Origin of the sequence: Chryseobacterium joostei, assembly GCF_003815775.1 — a bacterium.
In the GTDB taxonomy this organism is placed as follows: domain Bacteria; phylum Bacteroidota; class Bacteroidia; order Flavobacteriales; family Weeksellaceae; genus Chryseobacterium; species Chryseobacterium joostei.
Window position 1 is genome coordinate 97,178 of the sequence record NZ_CP033926.1, and the last position, 22,399, is coordinate 119,576.

Below are 22,399 nucleotides of genomic sequence, written 5' to 3' on the forward strand. Positions count from 1 at the left end.
CCATTTCCGGATTATAGGTAAATCTGAAACTGTAGAATGAATTCTCCTTTTGAGGATGGACTTTCTGTAGGGCTAGTGTAAACCGGCCTTGTGGAATATTGTGTAGTGATTTTTGCGTGATGTCCGTCTATAAACCAGTTGGCTCCTATGTCAAACTGTGAAGAAGATTTGTCGAATGCTTCAAAGCTTTTATGAGTGTACGCAGCAAATGGCTGTATCCTGATTTTTGGCTTTTCTGCCTGACTTGGTAATAGTAAACCGGCCTGTGCGTAGATAATATTACCTGTTCCGATGGTTGGCTGTAGATTTCCCGGACCTGCTATGGCTTTGTTTCCGATGAAATTAGGATCAGAAGCTGCAATGTTCATGGTTCCCAGATTTCTTACATAATTAGGTCCAAAATTATAGTTGTAATATCCGGCGTAGGCAGAAACTGCCATTTTGTTTTTTGCTTCTCCCAATGGTATATCTGCAAAAGCATCTACAGCAAAAAGAGTAATATCATGCTTTTCAATATTGGAATTAACAGAGGTTCTTGTTCCATCGGCTTGATGATAAAACCCTGCACCAACATTGAATACTTTTTTAGTTCCCAGATAAGATCCTACTTTGAATGGGAGTGTATTAGATTCTTCATCAAGGAATTGATACTCTACATATCCAGCCTTTGAAAAACTGGGATTTCCGTTATTGTCTACGGCTACAGCTCTTGAAGGGTCAGTTACATTTACTGGTGTAAGGTCTGTTGCAAATGGTTTGTTTAAGCTGAAACGATATTCAAGCTTTCCGTATTTACCCTTTGCAAACATTCCGAGCTGCCTTGCAAACTGATCAGAATTATCAATTAAAGGCCATGAGAAAACAGGAGAATCAACCGTAAGGAAATTAAGTGTGGAAGCCATGGTCATACGGGAAAGTCCCATGTAGTAATGAAGCCCCGCTCCTAAAGATAAACTGAATTTTCCCGCTTCTCCAGGTAAAATAACTGCGTACTCATTCCAGGCATCATGAAAAAACAGTTGGGTTTTCTTTCCGTTTCCATAGCCTCCCGTTCCTGAAGTTCCCGTAGCACCACCATTGATGAAAGTCTGATTGTTGATTCCAAAATGGAGGAGGATCATGTATCTTTTAGAGATCTGTGCATATGTTAAAGCTCGTAACCTTCTATTTCCTATGCTCCAGGAGTTATCCGTAGGCTCACCTCCAACCATACTTCCGGGATTCATGGAGGTGTTTCTTAGCCAAAGCTGGTCCCATAAAATAAATCTGATGAATTTGTCTCCCTCAGGATTGAGGTTTACTTTCAGTCCGCTGCCATAATCAGGAGAACCCTGCGAATACATTGATCCGCTGATTAAGGCTAATCCAATAAATGTAAGTAATTTCTTCATAAATTATCAATTTTTGGCGTTGTTTTTTGTGAAAGCCAAATTGTAATTAATAATTTATTTATGAAAATTTAATATATATTATTGCTAATAGTATAGTTACATTAATATTATTGTTGATTATCAGTTAGTTATTGAGTTATTTGAGATTTATTTTATGTCTATTTTTTTGAAGTCTGATGTCTGAAGTCTTGATTCTTAAATCTAAGTTTCATTATCTATTTCTTAAACCTTTCCCATTTAATCAGCATGTATTTATCAGCGAATTGGGTAATAATAATCCCGGAATTTTTAATGTTCTCTTCCTGAGCTATATATTCAATTAGTTCATTTTGTTTTAATATTTTATATACAGGATGAAACTCGGAATGAGGGGGTCTTGTAATGTTGTATTTTTTGATCCATGAACTTATAGTAACATGTGAAACGCCAATAATTCTCTCAATTTCACGATAACTTAGACCTTCAAGATAGAGTTGAAGAGCCTTGGTTACATAATAATCATCAATTTGTTTCCCGAGTTTTTTAACGGTAAAATAATAGTTGCAGTTCTTGCAGTGGAAGCGTTGCTTTTCATTGATAATGCCACTTTTAACTACTTTGTCGCTCTGGCATTTAGGACATGTATTTTCCATAACTATATTATTTTAGCAAATATATTATAAATTAGCAAATGTATATTTTCCAATAAAGATAATTTTACCTGTATAAATTTTTAAAACAAAAAAAAATATCTTTTTTATTTGGTTTTTAAAGTAATTATATTTTAAATTTGCCAAAAAAATTAGATAAATAAATGGAAATAGAAGTTTCCTCATGCGAACATCTAATGTATGTGAGTGAAATACAGCAGGAAATGTATGATTCTGCACAGCGTAGAGGAACGGGAATCGCAAAACGTTCCATCGAATATTTGAGTAAAAAGATTTCAGAGGGCAATGCTGTGGTAGCCACTGAAAACGGGGAGTGGGTAGGTTTCTGTTATATAGAAACGTGGTCACATGGGAAATTTGTTGCCAATTCGGGTTTGATTGTTTCGCCCAAATTCAGGAACGGAGGTGTTGCTACTCAAATCAAGCATAAGGTTTTCCAATTATCTAGAGAAAAATATCCGGAAGCCAAGGTATTCGGATTAACAACAGGGCTTGCCGTAATGAAAATCAATAGTGATTTGGGATATAAGCCGGTGATTTATTCAGAACTGACTCAGGACGAGGAATTCTGGAACGGCTGCAAGAACTGTGTGAATTATGAAATATTAATGAAAAAGGAACGTAAAAACTGTCTTTGTACAGCTATGTTATTTGTTCCGGACAATATAAAAGGAAATGAGGCTGTCAACAATCAGCCTGAAAATAAATATTATGAAGAAAAAAGTCATCTTAGCGTTTAGTGGAGGTCTGGATACTTCCTATTGTGCTAAATATCTTAGTGAAACACTGGGATATGATGTGTATGCAGTTACTGTAAATACCGGAGGTTTTTCTAAGGAAGAGGAAAAAGAGTTGGAGAGAAAAGCTTTAAATCTTGGGGTAAAGGAGTACAGGTGCGTAGATGCTCAGGAGGACTACTATAATTCTTGTGTGAAGTATTTAATTTTCGGGAATGTGTTGAAAAATAACACTTATCCTCTTTCTGTAAGTGCTGAACGTACGATTCAGGCGCAGGAAATCGCAAAATATGCCCTTGAAGTAAAGGCTGATGCCATTGCTCACGGAAGTACAGGTGCCGGAAATGATCAGGTTCGTTTTGATTTGATTTTCCAAGTGATGTGTCCTAATATTGAGATCATTACGCCTATTCGTGATATGGCCTTATCCCGAGAGGAAGAAATTGAGTTCCTGAAAGGTCATGGCTATGAAATGGAATTCCATAAAGCACAATATTCAGTGAATAAAGGACTTTGGGGAACTTCTGTAGGAGGAAAAGAGACTTTAACTTCAAGAAATTACCTGCCGGAAGAAGCATTTCCATCGCAAATTAAGGAAACTCAACCATCAGAATTGGAGATTGAATTTAAAAATGGAGAAGTGGTTGCTGTAAACGGAGAAAGTTTTGAACATTCCGTATATGCGATTCAAAAAATAGAAGAATTGGCTTCTGCTTACGGTATTGGGCGTGATATTCATGTAGGAGATACCATTGTAGGAATTAAAGGAAGAGTAGGATTTGAAGCAGCAGCGGCCTCAGTGATTATCAAAGCCCATCATTTATTGGAAAAACATACGCTTTCAAAATATCAGCAAATGATGAAGTCTCAATTATCCGACTGGTACGGAAACTGGCTTCACGAAGCGCTTTTCCTGGATCCTGTGATGAGAAATATTGAGTCTTTCCTAGGAGATTCCCAGAAAACGGTAAGTGGAAAAGTATTCGTAACCCTTCACCCGTACAGATTTATCTTAAACGGAATTGAATCTGATCACGACCTGATGTCTGATAAATTCGGGAGTTATGGAGAGGCGAACAGAGCATGGACAGGAGATGATGTGAAAGGGTATACAAAAATTGTAAGCAATTCCTTAAATATATATCATCAGATTAACCAAAATATCAACTAGTTCCGAAGGGACGATTTAATAAAAGATAGGACAAGTCCTATTGATTAAAATATGAAGAAAACAGTAGGAATTGTAGGAGCCAATGGCTATACAGGAAGTGAGTTGATACGCTTACTGGCTTTTCATCCCCATGTGACATTGAGTTTTTTATATAGTCGTTCAAATTCGGGAACAAAAATTTCGGATCTGTACCCGGATTTAACGACGGTTTGTGAAAAGGTGTTGACGGATAAGCCTGAAGAGGTAGATATTCTTTTTCTATGTCTTCCCCATAAGGAAAGTCAGAATTGGTTAACCCAAAATCCGGTTAAGGATGAAACAGTAGTAATTGATTTGGGAAATGATTTCCGTTTGGATGGAAATTTTGAAAACAGAGATTTTATCTACGGACTGCCTGAAATTAATAAAAAACAACTGAAAGGTGCAAAAAGTATTGCAAATCCGGGATGTTTCGCAACAGCCATTCAGTTAGCATTGCTTCCATTGGCGGAAAAAGGGTTGTTGGATGAGGTTTTCACCACAGGGATCACGGGTTCTACAGGAGCCGGACAATCCCTGCAGCCAACCACTCATTTTACCTGGAGAAATGATAATGTTTCAGCTTATAAAACTTTGACGCATCAGCATGTGGATGAGATTTTACAACAGCTGATTTCATTTAATAATAAAGAAGTAAACCTGAATTTTGTTCCATGGAGAGGAGATTTTGCAAGAGGGATTTTTACAAGCTCTACAGTGAAAACAAATTTGGAGCTAGAGGAAATAGAGCAATTGTATCAGGATTTTTATGCAGAGGAGCCTTTTGTTACCATCAGTGAAAGGGCAATGGACCTAAAACAGGTTGTCAATACCAATCGCTGTGTGATTCAGATTGAAAAGAGTGGAAATGTTGTTGTTATTCACTCAGCGATTGACAATTTGTTAAAAGGAGCTTCAGGGCAGGCAGTACAGAATATGAATATTGCGATGAACTGGGAAGAAAATGCAGGATTAAACTTAAAACCTATTGCATTTTAAAAGAAAACTTAAAAGTCAATTGTCAATAAGCTAATCGTGAATTTTTAAAGCTTAATCAAAGTCGACCTAGGAAAATGGAGCGTTAAGAAAAATAATTTTGTGAATGTTAAGAAAATTCTACTGTTCGAAGTGCGACAAAAATGTCGAACCGAAGAACAAATGCCGATTTCGCACAAGTTTTAGAATTTTTAGAGAACAAAAATATTTTTTAGCGAAAGTTTCCACGTCTTGAACTTTTGTTTCTTTTGTTTCAAGACAAAAGAAAAATATAAAAAAATAAAAAATGAATTTATTCAACGTATATCCATTATTTAATATCAATCCGGTTAAAGCTCAGGGATCTTTTCTTTGGGATGATAAAGGAGAACAATATCTTGATTTTTACGGTGGTCACGCAGTAATTTCCATCGGACATAATCATCCGCATTATCAGAATAAACTTAAAGAGCAATTAGAAAAAATTTCTTTCTATTCCAACTCTGTTCAGAATGAATTGCAGGCTGAATTGGCTGAGAAATTAGGACAACTTTCAGGATATGAAGAGTATAACCTTTTCTTGTGTAACTCAGGAGCTGAAGCCAACGAAAATGCCTTAAAACTGGCTTCTTTTCATAATGGAAAAAGTAAGGTCCTTTACTTCTCGGGTTCATTTCACGGAAGAACATCTGCTGCAGTTTCTGTAACGGATAACCCAAAAATTGTGGCTCCTGTCAACTTTTCAGAAAGATTCATCAAATCTGAATGGAATAATATTGAACAGCTTGAAGAAACTTTTGCAGTGCATGGAAGCGAAATTTCCTCCATCATCATTGAGGGAATTCAGGGAGTGGGAGGAATCATGATTCCTACTGTAGCATTTCTATCTAAGATTAAAGAATTGTGTGAAAAATATGATGTTGTTTTGATCTTAGATGAAGTACAATCAGGATACGGAAGAAGCGGATATTTCTTTGCTCACCAGGAATTCGGAGTAGAAGCAGATATCATTACAACTGCGAAAGGAATGGGGAATGGCTTTCCGGTTGGCGGAGTGCTAATCAGTCCAAAATTTCAGGCAAGTAATGGCTTGTTAGGAACTACTTTTGGAGGAAATCATCTGGCATGTGCGGCTTCAATTGCTGTGCTGGATGTGATGAAAGATGAAAGTCTCATCGAAAATGCTCAGAAAATGGGCGAATATATTGAAAATGAAATTAAAGATTTACCACATATTAAATCAATCCGAAGGAAAGGACTGATGATCGGGATAGAACTTGACAGGGACTGTTCGGAAGTAAGGAGTAGTTTACTTTACGATCATCATATTTTCACAGGAAACTCTAATGATAAAAGTGTCTTAAGGATTCTTCCGGCACTTAATATCAAAAAAGAGGAAACTGATCTTTTCATCAATGCTCTGAAAACAGTATTGGAGAAAATTTAAACCACAAAAGTCACAAAAGAGTTTAAACACTTAGGTGATTGTAAGAAAATACTAAGTGCTTAAAGAGTGCACTAAAGTTTTTGAAAATCTTTGATTTTCATCTTATGTGAGCTTACATATTTTCAAAATAATAAACTTTGAAAACTAAGTGTTCTAAAGTGTTTTAATAAAAATTGGGGTTAAAACAACAATTAATGTGTAAACAAAATCTTTAAAATCAATTTAAAATGAAAAATTTTACCGCTGTAAGTGATGTTGAAAACTTACAGGAAATCATAAAAAAAGCTTTACAAATAAAAGAAAACCCTCTTTCCGAAACGGAAAAAGGAAAAGGAAAAACAATAGGTCTGGTATTCTTAAACTCAAGTCTGAGAACCCGTTTGAGCAGCCAGATTGCAGCACAAAACCTAGGATTGAATGTATTGACTTTAAATGCAGCACAGGAAGCCTGGAATCTTGAATTTGCTGATGGAGCTGTGATGAACGGAGATACAGTAGAGCACATTAAGGATGCTATTGAAGTGTTGAATCAATACTGTGATATTATTGCAGTACGTTGTTTTGCAGGAATGAAGAGCAAAGAAGATGATGTGAATGAAAGTATTCTAAGTCAATTTGAAAAGCATGCAAAAGTTCCTGTTATTTCCTTGGAATCAGCAACCCGTCACCCGTTGCAAAGTCTGGCAGACTGTATCACCATTACAGAAAACTGGAAAAAAGATCATAAACCCAAAGTGGTTTTAACCTGGGCTCCCCATATTAAGCCAATTGCTCATGCTGTAGGAAATTCATTTGCAGAATGGATGCAGGAAATGGATGTTGAACTGGTAATTGCTAATCCTGAGGGATATGATCTTGATAAGAACTTTACGAAAGACGTACAAGTAATCCACGATCAGGATGAGGCTTTAAAAGATGCAGACTTTATCTATGTGAAAAACTGGTCTTCATTTGATGATTATGCCGCAATGCCCGAAGTAAAAGGGGACTGGATGCTGACGAATGAAAAATTAGCGAACACCAATCAGGCAAAAGTAATGCACTGCCTTCCTGTTCGTCGTAATGTTGAACTAAGCGATGAGGTAATGGATGGGGAAAACTCAATCATCTACCAGCAGGCAAAGAACCGTATTTTCTCGGCACAAGCAGTGTTTAGTGAAATATTAGATAATATAAAGTAGTAATTGAATCAGGTGATAACCATTTAATCCATTGTATAAAACGCGTTTTTGAATAATAAAATAAGACGCATCTATTAAATCCTTTAATCTTATGAAAAATAAAATGTACATCATAAAAATAGGCGGAGCGCTCATTGATGATGAACGATTACTGGATCAGTTTTTAGATCAGTTTTCCCAGATAAAAGAAAAGAAAATCCTTGTTCATGGCGGAGGAAAATTAGCTACAGAATTGGCAGCTAGGCTTGGCATGGAGCAAAAGATGATCAACGGAAGGAGGATTACGGATAAAGATACATTGGATATTGTAACAATGGTGTATGCAGGAGGAATCAATAAGAATGTTGTTGAAAAATTACAGCAAAAAAAATGCAATGCCATAGGATTTTCCGGTGCAGACGGGAATTTGATCAAGGCTAAGAAAAGAGAACATCCGGAAATAGATTTTGGATTTGTAGGGGACATTGATAAAAAAAGTGTGAATAAGAAACTGCTTTCAAAATTAATTAAGCTTAACCTTGTTCCTGTGTTTTCTGCCATTACTCATGATAAAAAGGGAAATCTCTTCAATACCAATGCAGATACCATTGCATCAGTAATGGCACAGGCATTATCATCCAAATATGAAGTAGAGTTGTTGTATTGTTTTGATAAGGTGGGAGTGCTGGAAAATGTTGACGATCCCGAATCCCTTATTAAAAGTATTTCCGAAGAGGACTTTACTGTTTTAAAACAAAAAGGAAAGCTGCACAAAGGGATTTTGCCCAAACTTGAAAATGCTCTTGGAGCAATAAAGAATAATGTAAATAAAGTGTTTCTTATTAAAGAAACCGAATTGAAAAACCATATAGAGAGTCATCATGCAGGAACTGAAATCTGTTTATAATAAAGAAGAATTGTTGAATAATGCGGTGGGATTGCTTAAAAATTTGATTGAAATTCCTTCATTCAGTAAAGATGAATTCAATACATCTGTAGAGATTGAGAATTTTTTCAAAAAGCATCAGATCCCGACAAAGCGTTTCAAGAATAATATTTGGGCGGTCAATAAGAACTTTGATGTTTTCAAACCCTCTGTTCTGCTGAATACGCATCATGATACAGTGAAGCCCAACAAAGCTTACACTTTGGATCCGTTTGTTCCAATAGAAAAAGACGGAAAGCTGTATGGATTGGGAAGTAATGATGCCGGGGCCTCTTTGGTTTCTATGGCGCAGGTTTTTCTGCACTTTTATGATAAAGAAGATTTAAAATATAATTTAGTGATTGCTTTGACGGCAGAGGAGGAGATTTCAGGTTTTGACGGAATTGAGGCCCTGTTTCCACAACTACCTAATATAGAATTCGCCATTGTAGGAGAACCCACGCAGATGAATCTGGCGATTGCAGAAAAAGGATTGCTTGTGATAGACGGGGAAATGAAAGGAACTCCTTCTCATGCTGCTCATCCCAATGATGATAATTCGATTGTAAAATGTATGCAGGATCTTCAGAATATCTTAGACTTTAAATTTCCAAAGGTTTCAGAATATCTGGGTGAAGTTAAAATTACCCTGTCAGGAATTCATGCCGGAGTACAGCATAACGTAGTTCCTGAGTCATGTAATTTTACACTGGATGTAAGAGTAACAGATGCTTATTCTAATAAAGAAGCCTTTGAAATCATTCAGTCGCAAATGAAGTCAACACTTACTGCAAGGTCTTTCAGGCTGAATTCCTCAAAAATAGAAATGGATCATCCATTTGTAAAGGCCGGGATTGAAATAGGAAGGACAACATACGGTTCGCCAACCTCTTCAGATCAGGCAATTATTCCATGCACATCAGTGAAAATGGGACCTGGAGACAGTAGGCGCTCCCATACAGCGGATGAATTCATCTATATTAATGAAATAGAAGAAGGGATTGATATCTACATCCAAACTTTGGGAAAAGTGTTATAAAAGAGGGCTTAGAAACTTTTAATAGCTAACCTCTGAAATATATATTTTGACTACGCTCAGCAGGCATTAAAGTTTACGTTTTTAATAAGGATTTATGCAAAAAAGAATAATTAGAAACAACGACTTTACATTAAGGACATGTTTTTTTATAGTTAATAGTAATAAGGATCGCCTCGCTGGGCATGTCAAAATCAATCAAATATTTTAAATCAGATCATTGTGAAGCCGTTACAAGGTTGTAGATGATCTCAGAAAAATCAATAATAATATGAAAAAGATATGGCAAAAGGACGACCTGGCCACCAATATATTAGTCAATAACTTTACAGTAGGAAAGGATCTTGACTTTGATGAACGTTTGGCAAAATATGATGTCAAAGGTTCCATGGCGCACTGCAAAATGCTTGCAGAAACCGGAATTATCTCCAACGAAGAATCAGAACAGATGCTATCTGTACTGAATGATATTTTAAATAAAATTGAAGATGGGAGTTTTGAAATTGATAAAGATGCTGAGGATATCCATTCTCAGATAGAAGCAATCCTAATTGCAGAATTAGGAGATACAGGAAAGAAAATCCACACCGCAAGATCGAGAAATGATCAGGTTTTGTTGGATATTAAACTGTACCTATTAGATGAAATTCGTGAAATAACAGCGCTTACTGATGAGTTTTTCCAGATTTTAATTCAGTTGGCAGACCAGCATAAAAATGTTCTGCTTCCAGGATATACCCACTTGCAGATTGCTATGCCATCATCCTTTGGATTATGGTTTGGAGCTTATGCAGAAGCTCTTTTGGATGATGTGGAAATGCTGTTTTCAATAAAAAATATCATCAACAAAAACCCATTGGGATCTGCTGCAGGATATGGTTCGTCTTTCCCTATTAATCGTGAAAGTACTACCTATAACCTGGGATTTCAGTCGATGAATTATAATTCGGTATATGCCCAGATGACCCGTGGAAAGTCAGAAAAATTACTGGCGATGTCAATGGCTACCTTAGCTGGAACACTGGGGAAATTTGCCTATGATGTGTGCTTGTATTTGAATCAAAATTTTGATTTTATAAGCTTTCCAAAGGAGTTTACAACAGGAAGCAGCATTATGCCACATAAAAAGAACCCGGATATCTTTGAACTGGTTCGTGCACGATGCAACAGAATCCAGTCCTTACCAAATGAGTTAATCCTATTGACCAACAATCTTCCGTCAGGATATCACAGAGATGTACAATTGACCAAGGAAATTCTCTTCCCTGCAATAGATTCCCTGAAGGAATGTCTGGAGATCTTAAGCTATACTTTGCCGAATATTCAGGTAAAGGATGGTATTCTGGAGGATGAAAAGTACAAATACCTTTTCAGCGTAGAGAAGATTAATGAAGAAGTGAAAAATGGAAGTTCTTTCCGTGATGCTTATGTAAAAGTAGGACAGGAGATTGAAAACAATGAGTTTGACTTTGAGCTAGGAAACTTAGATCATACCCACCAGGGAAGTATAGGAAATCTTTGCCTGGATAAAATAGAATATCAGTTCAATAAATTGAAAAATAAATTATTGGGCTAAAACATAAACCATTAAGATAATAAAAGGCCTGAGTAGACATACAATCTAAAATTACTTTTAGATCACGCCTTATTTTTTTATCGTTTGTAAATCCTTAATCTTATTTATTTAGGCTGTCTTAATGGTTTTTTATTCCGCTCTTTGAATTTGATGATTGATAAATTGAACTATTAAGTGGATGAAGACTTGAAGGTAAGTTAAGAAAATCTTCTGCATACAATTTTATCAGAGATAAAATCTTTGCGCCTTAAAGCATAAAGTTTATAATTTTCTTTTGCGTCTTTGCGTTTTTCTAATAAAATAAAAGATCAGAAAAAACTGTTGGAAAACGCAAAGCATTTTCAAAACGCAAGAAAATCTAAGATTTTCAGCAAGTGAAATAGGAATTAATAATGAGTTTAAAATAAAAGGGATTATTCCAGATCAATCTTGAACTTGGTAGATTTTTTTACCTCATGCAAAACTATGGAACTGTGGTATTGCCCAATGTTTGGAAGATTGGAAATCACATTAACCGCAAATTCATTATAAGAGTTGATGTCTTTTGCAATAATCTTTAACATATAATCGTACTCTCCGGAAAGACTGATGATTTCCTGTACTTCATCATGACTTCCAATATGTTTTTCAAAGGTTTCCAATACTTTCTTGGATTGTTCCTTGAGACGAACGTTACAGTAGACTACAATATTTAAACCCAGTTTTTCACGGTTTAAGAGGCCAACATACTTTTCAATGATCCCGTGCTTCTCCAATTGTTTGATTCTTTCATACGTTGGAGTAAAGGTAAGACCAATCTTTTCTGAAATTTCCTTAACAGATAAAGTGGAGTCTTCCTGTATAATGCTGAGAATCATTTTGTCTTTTAAATCCATAAAACTAATTTGAGTTTTAACAAAAATATCACTTTTAAATGAGAATAAGAAAATACCAAAGGTTTTAATTTATTTGAAACTTTGATTTTGTAGGTTCATAAAATTTCTGTATCTTTGCACCTAATGAATAAAAAAGCATTTATATCATTAGATTTACCGGGCGAAAGCGCCCTTTACGATATTTATTGTTATTAGCGAAGATTGTTGTCTTCGCTTTTTTTATGCCCAAAAATTAGAATTATGTTTACGATTACAGAACTAAGTACCGAGAGAATCAACAGTATACTGACAGAAGCACTAGCTTTTGCAAACGGGAAAACTGCTAAAATTGAAGGAGAAGTTTTTTGCTCAAACCTTTTCTTCGAAGACAGTACAAGAACAAAGACAAGCTTTGATATTGCAGAAAGAAAACTGGGACTTCAGGTTGTTCCATTTGATGCTTCGCACAGTTCTGTAAATAAAGGAGAAAGTCTTTATGATACCGTGAAGACCATTGAAAGCCTGGGAGTAAATTTGGTTGTCATCCGTGATAAAAAGGACAGATACTTCGAGGAATTAAAGAATATTAAGATTCCTGTGATCAATGGAGGAGACGGAACTGGAAATCATCCATCGCAATGTATGCTGGATTTGATGACGATCTATCAGGAGTTTGGAAAATTTGAGGGGTTAAAAGTAGGAATTGTAGGAGATGTAAAACACAGTCGTGTAGCCAATTCAAACGCTGAGGCCTTAAGAAGATTAGGAGCTAAGGTATACTTCTCGGGACCGGAACACTGGTTTGATGAGGGAGCTTTAATCAACGGAACTTACCTTGCGCTTGATGAGCTTATTGCTGAAGTAGATGTTCTGATGCTATTAAGAATCCAACATGAGAGACATGATGCGGCAATGAGTTTTACTGCATCTGAATATCATAAAAGATACGGCTTGACTAAAGAAAGAGAGCAGGCGATGAAGAAACAAGCAATCATCATGCACCCGGCGCCTATCAACAGAGGGGTAGAAATAGATTCTGATCTGGTGGAATGTGAACGTTCAAGAGTTTTCAAGCAAATGGAAAACGGAGTCTTTGCAAGAATGGCAATCTTGAAAGAAGCGTTAGAAGAAAAAGGGTTTACGTTTAAGTAAATTGTAAAAAGTATAGTGTAAAAAGTACAAGATACAAATCGGGGCGAAGTACATTGTACATCCGACATTATAAAAAAAAGAATAGTAAAAGTACAGCAGGCAGGTAAGATACATTTTACAGCTGACATTGTACAAAAAGAAAATAATAGAAAATCTAATTTTTAAAAATGAAGAAAAAATTAATACTGGAGTCCGGTGAAGTGTTTCATGGAGAAGGTTTCGGCGCAGAATTGGAAACTGCAGGAGAAGTAGTTTTCAATACCGGAATGACAGGGTATCAGGAATTGATTTCTGACCCATCGTATTGTGGTCAGATAGTTTGTATGACCTATCCGCTTATCGGAAATTATGGTATTAACCGTGATGATTATGAAAGTATCGAGCCGGCAATCAAGGGGCTTATCGTAAAAGAACTTTGCGATCTTCCTTCCAATTTCCGTACTCAGATTACTTTAGATGAATTATTTAAAAAGAAAAACCTTTCAGGAATTTCAGGAATTGATACAAGAAGACTGACAAGAATTCTTCGTAACTCTGGAGTAGTAAAAGGAAAAATTGTAAACGCTGATGCTGATGAAACTGCAGTAGCTTCTGAGCTGAAGTCTACAAGTTTCCCAACCAATCAGGTAGAGGAGGTTTCTACAAAAACTCCTTATGCAAACCCAAACAGAGGTTTCAAGGTAGTATTGGTAGACTTCGGTGCAAAACTGGGAATCATCAGAGAATTATCACAAAGAAACTGTGATATCATTGTAGTGTCTCATGATACAACAGCAGAAGAAATCCTATTGATGAATCCAGACGGGATCATGCTTTCAAACGGTCCTGGAGATCCGGAAGATGTACCACATGCTTTAGATATGATCAGAGGCTTACTAGGAAAAGTTCCAATTTTTGGAATCTGCTTAGGACACCAATTGATCGGTCTTGCTTGCGGTGCAAAAACTTTCAAATTGAAATTCGGACACAGAGGAGGAAACCACCCGGTATTGGATCTGGAGAAAAATACAGTAGCAATAACTTCTCAAAACCACGGTTATGCGGTAGATCAGGAAAGCTTAAAAGGAACAGACCTTATCGAAACGCACATCGCGCTGAACGACAGAACAAACGAAGGTCTAAAACATAAGATTCATCCTTGCTTCTCTGTTCAGTATCACCCTGAAGCTAGCCCAGGTCCAGAGGACGCAAACTACCTGTTTGATGAATTTATTCAAATGATGGAAGACTTTAAAAAGTAAGAAAGACTTCAGATATTAGACATCAGATAACAGACTCTATCATGCATAACTTTGAGAAATTAGTTTTTTGGCAAAAATCGATTGAACTTGCAAAACAGGTTTATATCATTTGTTTAGAATTACCCAAAGATGAAAAGTTTGGTTTGATTTCTCAAATTAAAAGATCTGCAATCTCCATTCCTTCAAATATAGCGGAAGGCGCAGGAAGAAATAATGATACAGAATTTTATCATTTTCTTGGTATTGCAAATGCTTCCTCTTTTGAGTTGCAGACCCAGTTAATTTTAACTAGAGAATTAAATTTACTTGATGTAGAAAAAGTTAACAGTTTAATATCAAACCTGAATGAAATTCAAAGAATGATTTATACATTCAAATCTAATTTAAAAAAGTAAAACATCCTGTTGGATGTCTGAAATCTGACATCTAACATCTTGTATCTAAAAAAAGAAAAATGGCAAAACGTACAGATATAAAAACAATTTTAGTAATCGGTTCAGGACCTATCATTATTGGTCAGGCAGCTGAATTTGATTACGCAGGAACGCAGGCTTGTCTGTCTTTAAAGGAAGAAGGCTACAAGGTAATTTTGATCAATTCAAACCCTGCAACAATCATGACGGATGTGGAAATCGCTGATAAAGTATACATCGAGCCGATTTCATTACAGTTTGTAAGCCACATCATCAGAAAAGAGCGTCCGGATGCATTATTACCAACACTTGGAGGTCAGACTGGTCTGAACATGGCGGTTGAGTTGGAAAAATCAGGAATTCTTGAAGAATGTAAAGTGGAGGTATTAGGAACCAAGCTTTCCGCAATCAACAGAGCAGAAGACAGAGACCTTTTCCGTGAACTGATGAGAGAATTGAACGAACCGGTTCCTGAGTCTGATATTGTAAACACAGTAGAAGGAGCTATTGCCTTTGCTGATGAGATTGGTTATCCTGTAATTGTTCGTCCTGCCTTTACAATGGGAGGTACCGGAGGTGGTATTGCTTCTACAGAGGCAGAATTAAAGGAAATTGCTGAACTTGGTTTGAAATACAGCCCTGTTACACAATGTCTTATTGAAAAATCAATCGCAGGTTTCAAGGAAATTGAATACGAAGTAATGCGTGATGCAAATGACAATGCGATTGTGGTTTGTAACATGGAAAATATAGATCCTGTAGGAGTTCACACAGGAGACTCAATTGTAGTGGCACCCTCTCAGACACTTTCAGACAGAGAGTATCAGTTACTGAGAAATGCTTCTCTTAAAATTATCAGAGCCCTTGGAATTGAGGGTGGATGTAACGTACAGTTGGCTTTAGATCCACACTCTTTCGAATATTATATCATTGAGGTGAATCCAAGAGTTTCCCGTTCATCAGCGCTGGCGAGTAAAGCAACAGGGTATCCGATTGCAAAGATCGCTGCAAAAATTGCGGTAGGATTAACACTGGATGAAATCATGAACCCGGTAACAGGAAAAACATACGCATGTTTCGAACCTGCTCTGGATTATGTGGTAACTAAGTTCCCAAGATTCCCATTTGATAAATTCGAAACTGCGGACAGAAGACTTTCTACCCAAATGAAAGCAACGGGTGAAGTAATGGCAATTGGAAGAAACTTTGAAGAGTCTTTACAAAAAGCAATCCGTTCTTTAGAAACAGGAATCAAGCACTTAGGATTAAAAACAAAACAAGCTCAGGCACTTACTGCTGAAGAAATCGAAAGAAGAATCAGAGTTTGTGATGATGAGAGATTATTCATCATTGGCGATGCCTTAAGAAGAGGTTACGACTGGGAACAGATTGTAGAATGGAGTAAAATTGATAAATTCTTCATCTGGAAACTGAAAAAACTAGTTGACTTCGAAAAAGTAATTGCTGAAAATAAATTTGATAAAGAAACGCTGATCCAAGCTAAAAAGTTAGGATTTGCAGATATCAACATTGCTGTTCTTTGGGATGTAAAAGAACGTGAAATTTTCAACTTCAGAAAAGAAAACGGAGTGATGCCGGTTTACAAAATGGTAGACACTTGTGCTGCTGAATTTGAAAGTGAAACACCATACTTCTACGGAACATACGAGGAAGAAAACGAAAGTGTAGTTTCAGATAAAGAAAAAATCATTGTACTAGGTTCAGGGCCAATCAGAATCGGACAAGGAGTTGAATTTGACTACGCAACAGTTCATTCAGTTTGGGCAATCAAAGAAATGGGGTACGAAGCAATCATCATCAATAACAACCCTGAAACGGTTTCCACAGACTTCTCAATCTCAGATAAACTATACTTCGAGCCTCTTACAGAAGAAGATGTAATGAATATCATCGATCTTGAAAAGCCAAAAGGAGTGGTGGTTCAGTTTGGAGGACAAACTGCAATTAACCTTGCAGATAAATTGGCTTCTCACGGAGTACAGATTCTGGGAACTTCTCTGGAAGACCTTGACAGAGCTGAAAACAGAGATAAATTTGAAAAAGCCCTGCAGGAGATGGGAATTCCTCAGCCAAAAGGAAGAACATCCACTTCTAAGGAAGAAGCTATAAAAATTGCCAACGAAATTGGTTATCCCGTATTGGTTCGTCCAAGCTACGTTCTTGGAGGTAGAGCAATGGAAATTGTATACGCAGAAGCAGAACTGGCTCACTATATGGAGAATGCAGTAGATGCAAGTCCTGAACACCCTGTTTTGGTTGACAAATACATGGTAGGAAAGGAAATTGAAGTAGATGCAATCTGCGACGGTGAAACAGTGGTAATCCCTGGGATTATGGAGCATATCGAAAGAGCGGGAGTTCACTCCGGAGACTCTATCGCAGTATATCCGCCACAGAATATTTCACAAAGCGAAATTGATACTTTAGTAGATTATACAAGAAGACTGGCAAAAGGCCTTAAGGTTATTGGATTGATGAACATTCAATACGTACTTTTTGAAGGAAACGTATATGTAATCGAAGTGAACCCACGTTCTTCAAGAACAGTTCCTTTCTTATCCAAAATTACAGAGGTTCCAATGGCTAACCTTGCTACAAAAGCAATCTTAGGTCAGAAACTTGCAGATCTAGGCTATAAAGACGGGTTAGTACCAAACAAAGAGGGTGTTTTTGTAAAAGTACCGGTATTCTCTTTCTCAAAACTAACAAAAGTTGATATCTCTTTAGGACCAGAAATGAAGTCTACAGGAGAAGTTATGGGGAAAGATACAACCCTTGAAAAAGCGCTTTACAAAGGTCTTGTAGCAGCAGGAAGAAAAGTTCCTATGCACGGATCTATCCTTTTCACAGTGGCAGATAAGCATAAAGAAGAAGCGGCTGACTTAGCAGCAAGATTCCATGAAGTAGGATTCAGAATCTGGGCTACAGAAGGAACAGCGAAATTCTTTGGAGAAAAAGGAATCCCTTGCAAAATCGGATACAAAATAGGAGAAGAAAGTGTAAACCTTATCGATCTGATCCAGAAAGGAAAAGTTCAGTATGTTGTGAATACCACTACAAAGGGGAAGCAAGCTGAAAGAGACGGATTCCAGATCAGAAGAATGAGTGTTGAAAACGGTGTTCCTTGTCTAACGTCAATGGATACTGTAGAAGCAATCTTAAAAGTAATTGAAAGCATGAGCTTCAAAATGGAGACGATGTAATTTCGAATACAAAATAAATAGTATAAGCCCCGTAAGTTTTCTTGCGGGGTTTTTTATCAATTAATCCGGGAAAACAAAGAATTGTGTTTACTTTTGCAAAAGCCATTTAAACTTCAATACAATGAGGATAAAGTCAATTACTATAGGATTTTTAAGTTTTATTTTCATAATAGAACTTGCAGAATGTTCTTGACTAACTGATTTTTATATTTAAAACCTGACTGGCTCTAAAAAATTAATAAAGATCAATTACAGTTATCCCATCTCAAAAGCAATTTATAATGAATCCGTCAGCTTTGGATTTTAAAATTAATTAGGCGTTTAATATGAATTCTTATTTAAAAATAAAACAGACTTTTCTAAAAAGCGTAATAGCGTTCATTCTTATTGCTTGTTTTCAGGCAAAAGCTCAAAAATCCCAGTTTAACATTGTAGGAAGCTGGGAATCCATTGATTACTGGAAGAGTAAAGGCAAAGCAGGCTTTACAAAAGATGGATATGTATCCATTACAATTAATGGGGAAGAGATTGACGGCAAGAATTTTATCATCCACGGAGGTCCTAATAATGGACAGAAAGGAGAACTGAAATATAAAATTGATATAGATAAAACGCCAATTGAGATTGATTTTATTGCATTAAAAGATAATCAGGAAAAAGGAAGACTGTTAGGAATTATCGTTCCGGTTAACGATTCAAAATTCCTTATGCTGATAAACATGAATGGGAAACGGCCTGATAGTATAGATCATGATGAAACAATGACACTAACAAAGATTGAATAAAATTGATCTGAAAATAATTTAAACCTCATAGATCGCCGAAATCTATGAGGTTTTTTCTATATAAATTCTATAATTTAGGGCAGTAAATATTTCGATTAAAAATAATATCGTGACATTCTTAATTATTCTATGAAAAAAATACTTTTTGCACTCACTTTTGTATTAGGAGTTGTATTTATTCTCAATATCAATTTTCCATTAAAAAAGCAGGATATCTATGGAAAATATATTAACATGAATTTTGATGAGCCAATTTGCTGTGTAGAAGCTCCTCATACCGCTGATACTTTAGTTTTATATGAAGACAATACATTTAAAAGTAAGTTTTATGGAATGAGTACATATAAATTATATAATGGATTAAATCCTGAAATAGAACTTCATTATACAGATTTTGGTCAGCCAGCTGTTTATAAAACCTATTTTTTAAATGGTTTTTTTGAAAAACCTAAGATTATTCTAAATGCAGATTCAAATCATTATTATGAAAAACTTGATTGAAAAAAGCATAACTCCCAACTCATTATCAAGTATTTTTATCACACCAGCTTAAAAATACATTTATTTTTACCGAATTATTTATAAATTAGAGCGTTAAAATTCAGGTTGTTATTATTTTTAAAGACTAATAAAAATTCCACCAAATTAAAATATAACCATGGCAGAATATTATGCAAAATCAAACAATTCCTTGAATTTTGAAGTTACAAATGATGATAAATTAATAGGAACGCTTTCTTACAAGAATTGGTTTAAGTTTAATGCAATAATAGATATTGCGGCTTATAAAAGCTATCAGGTAGAGCCAAAGGGATTTTGGGGAACAACTATTGAATTAAAAGATGGCGAAAAAGTTCTCTTGAAATTCAGAATGAACTGGAATGGAGAAATTATTGTGCAGACCTATTTTGATGGAGTAAAAGAAAGTTATGTTTTTAAGCATAGAGGAATTTTTAAAGAATCATTTGTTTTAACAGACAAAATAGGTTCTGAATTGGTGATTATGAAGCCAAACTTTAAATGGAATTTAATGGGTAATGAATATCAGATGATAACCTCCGACACCTTTGAAAATTTATCCAATAAGGAAGTATTAATGATGACTTCACTGCATTGTGCCAACTATTATATGTCAATGATGAGCGCTGCAATAGTATAAGAAAATTTGCGCTGATTTTTATGAAAAATGTAAAGTATTTAGGTAGATATTCAACCTAAAAATATCATACTTTGAGGAGATAAAGGGTTTTCGATTATTCGGAAACCCTTTATTTATGGACTTTTTTTCATTAACACATTTTATGATTTGTGTCATATTTTTATTTAGAATCAATAAAAATAAATTAATTTTGCAACACAAGCTTAATTATAAAAATGAAAAAAACTATTATTTCTGCATCTTTATTGGCGGTAACCATGCTCTATGCACAGGAAAGTGATACCCTAAAAGTGGCTGAGATCCAGTCCGTATCACTTCAGGGAACTCATAACTACAGAACCAAAAAATCCGAATCAGTGGCAAGGCTTCCACTGGAAAACCTTGAAAATCCAACCGTTTACAATCTGGTCCCAAAAGAAATTATCAGTGAAATGGGCGCTACAGATTTCAACACGGCAATGGCTTCAGCGCCGGGAGTGGTAGTAAGTAACAGTGTGAATGACAGTGGAAATGATGTCTTTTTGAGAGGTTTTAGTTCTAATGCAAGCTTCAGAAACGGATTGACTCAAAACCCAAGAGTCCAGTCGGAAATTGCCAATATTGAAAGAGTAGAAGTAATTAAAGGACCATCAGGAACCTTATTTGGAGGAACCTTGGCAAACTATGGTGGTGTGGTGAATGTGGTGACCAAAAAACCACAGGAAAACTTCGGTGGAATCATCAACTATACGACAGGAAGTTGGGGAATGAACAGAATTACAGCAGATGTAAATACGCCTTTAAATAAAGAAAAAACAGCCTTGGCGAGATTTAATGTGGCAGCTTATTCTCAAGATTCTTTTCAGGATGCGGGATATAACAAAGGTCTGTTTTTCTCAGGAAGTATTTTATACAAGGTAAGCGATAAAACAACGGTAACATTGGATACCGAGTTTCATTCACCGGAAAAAACACTGAATGCTTTTGTAAGACAATCTGAAAAACTGACACTGCATTCTATGAAAGACCTTGCAGGAGCACATGACAGATCATTTACAAGTAACGACATTGGATCAAAAAGAACCAATTTTGTAACAATGGCTGAAGTTACCCATAAATTCAATGAGCAATGGACTTCCAGAACATCGTATCAAAGAGGTGAAGCTAATGAAAACGGATCAATATTTCTTGTATTAAGTTACATTGATAATAATACGGTAAGCAGAGGAATTCGTCCTTTTGACAGCTATAAAATTACAACAGATAATATTCAGCAGAACTTTATAGGAGACTTTAAAATAGGAAATCTTAGAAATCGTCTGGTGGTAGGGTTAGATTACTACCAGCAGACCACTAAAAATCAGTATGGGATGTTTAAGACTTCAAAAGATGACACAAAAGGATCTGTTTTTGCTCCCTACGACACCATTAAGCTGAACGAGTCTTCACCATGGCAGCCAATATCAAGAAGTTTAGTAGAAAACCTGGAAAGAATTCCCAACGATCCAAATAGCCTTATAAAACCTACAAACTACGATGTTACCCAATCCAGTACATTCAGCGTATATGCCTCTGACGTTCTTAATATTACAGATAACCTATTGGTGATGGCGAGTTTAAGAATGGATAACTATAAAAATAACAATATCATTACCAATGGGGTAGAAGGTAAGGGGGAATACACACAAACTCAATTTGCTCCGAAATTTGGTTTAGTTTATGAGATCGTTAAAAATGAAATTTCATTCTTTGCAAATTATGTAAACGGTTTTAAAAACGTAGCTCCTACAAGGGATTCAAGAGACAAATCAGGAAACACTTTCATTGAATATAAACCAGAACAAGGGAATCAGTTTGAAGCAGGTTTTAAAGTTGATTTATTTGGAAAAAAACTTTTAACCACGGTAAGTTATTATAACATGAGAATTAAAAATCGTCTGATTGCTGATCCATCAGGAATTACCGGACTTTATATTCAAGATGGAAATATCAAAAACCAAGGTTTTGAGATAGATCTTGTAGCAAATCCTGTTAAGGGATGGAATATTGTTGCCGGTTATGGTTATAACGACAATAAATTTGATGACAGAAGCAAAGATGCAGGAAAAAGAAGTGCATGGACGCCTAAGCATGTGGCCAACTTCTGGACGAGTTATAAAATAATGAATGGAGCTTTTGAAGGGCTTGGTTTAGGGGCAGGATTTAATTTTGTCGATAAAACGTATATCAACATTGGAAACCATTTTCTGGCACCTTCATACACTTCCGTGGGAGCCACTATTTTCTATGACAAGAAAAAATACAGAATCGGTTTGAAGATGAACAATGCCTTGAATGAGATGTACTGGAACTTCTATGGCCAGCCACAGAAACCAAGAGAAATTCTTGCCAATTTCGCATTCAAATTTTAAAAAAACTTAAAAACAAAAAAAATATTTTTTCAAAATAACTATGTGCTGGAGAACGCAAAGCCGTTGAGATGATTATAACGTTTTTAAGGTGTAAG

19 protein-coding genes are annotated in these 22,399 nt (G+C 35.9%); 16 read left to right on the forward strand and 3 right to left on the reverse strand.

What is annotated here, in order from left to right:
* Positions 1-11: 11 nt before the first annotated feature.
* Positions 12-1,391, reverse strand: coding sequence for a porin (locus tag EG359_RS00400; protein WP_076354258.1), 1,380 nt, complete (start codon positions 1,389-1,391; stop codon positions 12-14).
* Between the two features lie 215 nt (positions 1,392-1,606).
* Positions 1,607-2,023: an IS1/IS1595 family N-terminal zinc-binding domain-containing protein gene (locus tag EG359_RS00405; protein WP_076354259.1), complete on the reverse strand. Its 417-nt coding sequence runs from the start codon at positions 2,021-2,023 to the stop codon at positions 1,607-1,609.
* Positions 2,024-2,184: 161 nt separating this feature from the next.
* On the opposite strand from EG359_RS00405, the gene EG359_RS00410 reads away from it, so the two are divergent.
* The 8 genes from EG359_RS00410 (at position 2,185) to argH (ending at position 11,086) form a co-directional block, all read left to right on the forward strand.
* A complete protein-coding gene (locus tag EG359_RS00410; protein ID WP_228435047.1) occupies positions 2,185-2,781 on the forward strand; it encodes a GNAT family N-acetyltransferase in 597 nt (198 codons plus the stop codon).
* Positions 2,753-3,949 (forward strand): argininosuccinate synthase, encoded by a 1,197-nt coding sequence (locus tag EG359_RS00415; RefSeq protein WP_076354387.1) that lies wholly within the window; start codon positions 2,753-2,755, stop codon positions 3,947-3,949. Before EG359_RS00410 ends, EG359_RS00415 begins: the two co-directional genes overlap by 29 nt.
* Before the next feature lie 51 nt (positions 3,950-4,000).
* Entirely contained in the window at positions 4,001-4,966 is a 966-nt protein-coding gene (gene argC / locus EG359_RS00420; protein ID WP_076354260.1) for an N-acetyl-gamma-glutamyl-phosphate reductase, read from the forward strand.
* A 283-nt stretch (positions 4,967-5,249) separates the two neighbouring features.
* On the forward strand, positions 5,250-6,389 hold the full coding sequence (locus EG359_RS00425) for an aspartate aminotransferase family protein (RefSeq protein ID WP_076354262.1): 1,140 nt from the start codon (positions 5,250-5,252) through the stop codon (positions 6,387-6,389).
* 227 nt (positions 6,390-6,616) lie between these two features.
* Positions 6,617-7,570 (forward strand): N-acetylornithine carbamoyltransferase, encoded by a 954-nt coding sequence (locus EG359_RS00430; protein ID WP_076354264.1) that lies wholly within the window; start codon positions 6,617-6,619, stop codon positions 7,568-7,570.
* Between the two features lie 91 nt (positions 7,571-7,661).
* Positions 7,662-8,456 carry an acetylglutamate kinase gene (gene argB, locus EG359_RS00435; protein WP_076354266.1) on the forward strand — a complete coding sequence of 265 codons (795 nt, stop codon included), beginning with the start codon at positions 7,662-7,664 and terminating at the stop codon, positions 8,454-8,456.
* Positions 8,431-9,513 (forward strand): M20 family metallo-hydrolase, encoded by a 1,083-nt coding sequence (locus EG359_RS00440; RefSeq protein WP_076354268.1) that lies wholly within the window; start codon positions 8,431-8,433, stop codon positions 9,511-9,513. The genes argB and EG359_RS00440 overlap by 26 nt, the downstream gene beginning before the upstream one ends.
* A 268-nt stretch (positions 9,514-9,781) precedes the next feature.
* Positions 9,782-11,086 (forward strand): argininosuccinate lyase, encoded by a 1,305-nt coding sequence (gene argH, locus EG359_RS00445; protein ID WP_076354270.1) that lies wholly within the window; start codon positions 9,782-9,784, stop codon positions 11,084-11,086.
* Between the two features lie 413 nt (positions 11,087-11,499).
* Here the strand turns inward: argH and EG359_RS00450 are convergent, their stop codons facing one another.
* Positions 11,500-11,961: an Lrp/AsnC family transcriptional regulator gene (locus EG359_RS00450; protein WP_076354272.1), complete on the reverse strand. Its 462-nt coding sequence runs from the start codon at positions 11,959-11,961 to the stop codon at positions 11,500-11,502.
* 240 nt (positions 11,962-12,201) lie between these two features.
* Here EG359_RS00450 and EG359_RS00455 point away from each other — a divergent pair, with 240 nt between their 5' ends.
* The 8 genes from EG359_RS00455 to EG359_RS00490 all read left to right on the forward strand — a co-directional run bounded on the left by EG359_RS00455 (position 12,202) and on the right by EG359_RS00490 (position 22,304).
* Positions 12,202-13,092 carry an aspartate carbamoyltransferase catalytic subunit gene (locus EG359_RS00455; RefSeq protein WP_076354274.1) on the forward strand — a complete coding sequence of 297 codons (891 nt, stop codon included), beginning with the start codon at positions 12,202-12,204 and terminating at the stop codon, positions 13,090-13,092.
* A 167-nt stretch (positions 13,093-13,259) separates the two neighbouring features.
* Positions 13,260-14,333, forward strand: coding sequence for a carbamoyl phosphate synthase small subunit (locus EG359_RS00460; RefSeq protein WP_076354276.1), 1,074 nt, complete (start codon positions 13,260-13,262; stop codon positions 14,331-14,333).
* Between the two features lie 41 nt (positions 14,334-14,374).
* A complete protein-coding gene (locus tag EG359_RS00465) occupies positions 14,375-14,728 on the forward strand; it encodes a four helix bundle protein (protein ID WP_076354278.1) in 354 nt (117 codons plus the stop codon).
* A gap of 59 nt (positions 14,729-14,787) precedes the next feature.
* Entirely contained in the window at positions 14,788-17,970 is a 3,183-nt protein-coding gene (carB, locus tag EG359_RS00470; RefSeq protein WP_076354280.1) for a carbamoyl-phosphate synthase large subunit, read from the forward strand.
* A 326-nt stretch (positions 17,971-18,296) separates the two neighbouring features.
* Positions 18,297-18,755 (forward strand): hypothetical protein, encoded by a 459-nt coding sequence (locus EG359_RS00475; protein ID WP_076354282.1) that lies wholly within the window; start codon positions 18,297-18,299, stop codon positions 18,753-18,755.
* A 129-nt stretch (positions 18,756-18,884) separates the two neighbouring features.
* Positions 18,885-19,256 (forward strand): hypothetical protein, encoded by a 372-nt coding sequence (locus EG359_RS00480; protein ID WP_076354284.1) that lies wholly within the window; start codon positions 18,885-18,887, stop codon positions 19,254-19,256.
* A gap of 157 nt (positions 19,257-19,413) precedes the next feature.
* The gene (locus EG359_RS00485) at positions 19,414-19,914 is read left to right on the forward strand and encodes a hypothetical protein (protein WP_076354286.1); all 501 of its coding nucleotides are present in this window, start codon (positions 19,414-19,416) and stop codon (positions 19,912-19,914) included.
* Positions 19,915-20,129: 215 nt separating this feature from the next.
* Positions 20,130-22,304, forward strand: coding sequence for a TonB-dependent siderophore receptor (locus tag EG359_RS00490; protein WP_076354288.1), 2,175 nt, complete (start codon positions 20,130-20,132; stop codon positions 22,302-22,304).
* Positions 22,305-22,399: the final 95 nt, after the last annotated feature.

Coding starts and splice junctions, on each gene's coding strand:
- EG359_RS00400 (WP_076354258.1), bottom strand. CDS start 1,391: ATGAAGAAATTACTTACATTTATTGGATTAGCCTTAATCAGCGGATCA.
- EG359_RS00405 (WP_076354259.1), bottom strand. CDS start 2,023: ATGGAAAATACATGTCCTAAATGCCAGAGCGACAAAGTAGTTAAAAGT.
- EG359_RS00410 (WP_228435047.1), top strand. CDS start 2,185: ATGGAAATAGAAGTTTCCTCATGCGAACATCTAATGTATGTGAGTGAA.
- EG359_RS00415 (WP_076354387.1), top strand. CDS start 2,753: ATGAAGAAAAAAGTCATCTTAGCGTTTAGTGGAGGTCTGGATACTTCC.
- argC (WP_076354260.1), top strand. CDS start 4,001: ATGAAGAAAACAGTAGGAATTGTAGGAGCCAATGGCTATACAGGAAGT.
- EG359_RS00425 (WP_076354262.1), top strand. CDS start 5,250: ATGAATTTATTCAACGTATATCCATTATTTAATATCAATCCGGTTAAA.
- EG359_RS00430 (WP_076354264.1), top strand. CDS start 6,617: ATGAAAAATTTTACCGCTGTAAGTGATGTTGAAAACTTACAGGAAATC.
- argB (WP_076354266.1), top strand. CDS start 7,662: ATGAAAAATAAAATGTACATCATAAAAATAGGCGGAGCGCTCATTGAT.
- EG359_RS00440 (WP_076354268.1), top strand. CDS start 8,431: ATGCAGGAACTGAAATCTGTTTATAATAAAGAAGAATTGTTGAATAAT.
- argH (WP_076354270.1), top strand. CDS start 9,782: ATGAAAAAGATATGGCAAAAGGACGACCTGGCCACCAATATATTAGTC.
- EG359_RS00450 (WP_076354272.1), bottom strand. CDS start 11,961: ATGGATTTAAAAGACAAAATGATTCTCAGCATTATACAGGAAGACTCC.
- EG359_RS00455 (WP_076354274.1), top strand. CDS start 12,202: ATGTTTACGATTACAGAACTAAGTACCGAGAGAATCAACAGTATACTG.
- EG359_RS00460 (WP_076354276.1), top strand. CDS start 13,260: ATGAAGAAAAAATTAATACTGGAGTCCGGTGAAGTGTTTCATGGAGAA.
- EG359_RS00465 (WP_076354278.1), top strand. CDS start 14,375: ATGCATAACTTTGAGAAATTAGTTTTTTGGCAAAAATCGATTGAACTT.
- carB (WP_076354280.1), top strand. CDS start 14,788: ATGGCAAAACGTACAGATATAAAAACAATTTTAGTAATCGGTTCAGGA.
- EG359_RS00475 (WP_076354282.1), top strand. CDS start 18,297: ATGAATTCTTATTTAAAAATAAAACAGACTTTTCTAAAAAGCGTAATA.
- EG359_RS00480 (WP_076354284.1), top strand. CDS start 18,885: ATGAAAAAAATACTTTTTGCACTCACTTTTGTATTAGGAGTTGTATTT.
- EG359_RS00485 (WP_076354286.1), top strand. CDS start 19,414: ATGGCAGAATATTATGCAAAATCAAACAATTCCTTGAATTTTGAAGTT.
- EG359_RS00490 (WP_076354288.1), top strand. CDS start 20,130: ATGAAAAAAACTATTATTTCTGCATCTTTATTGGCGGTAACCATGCTC.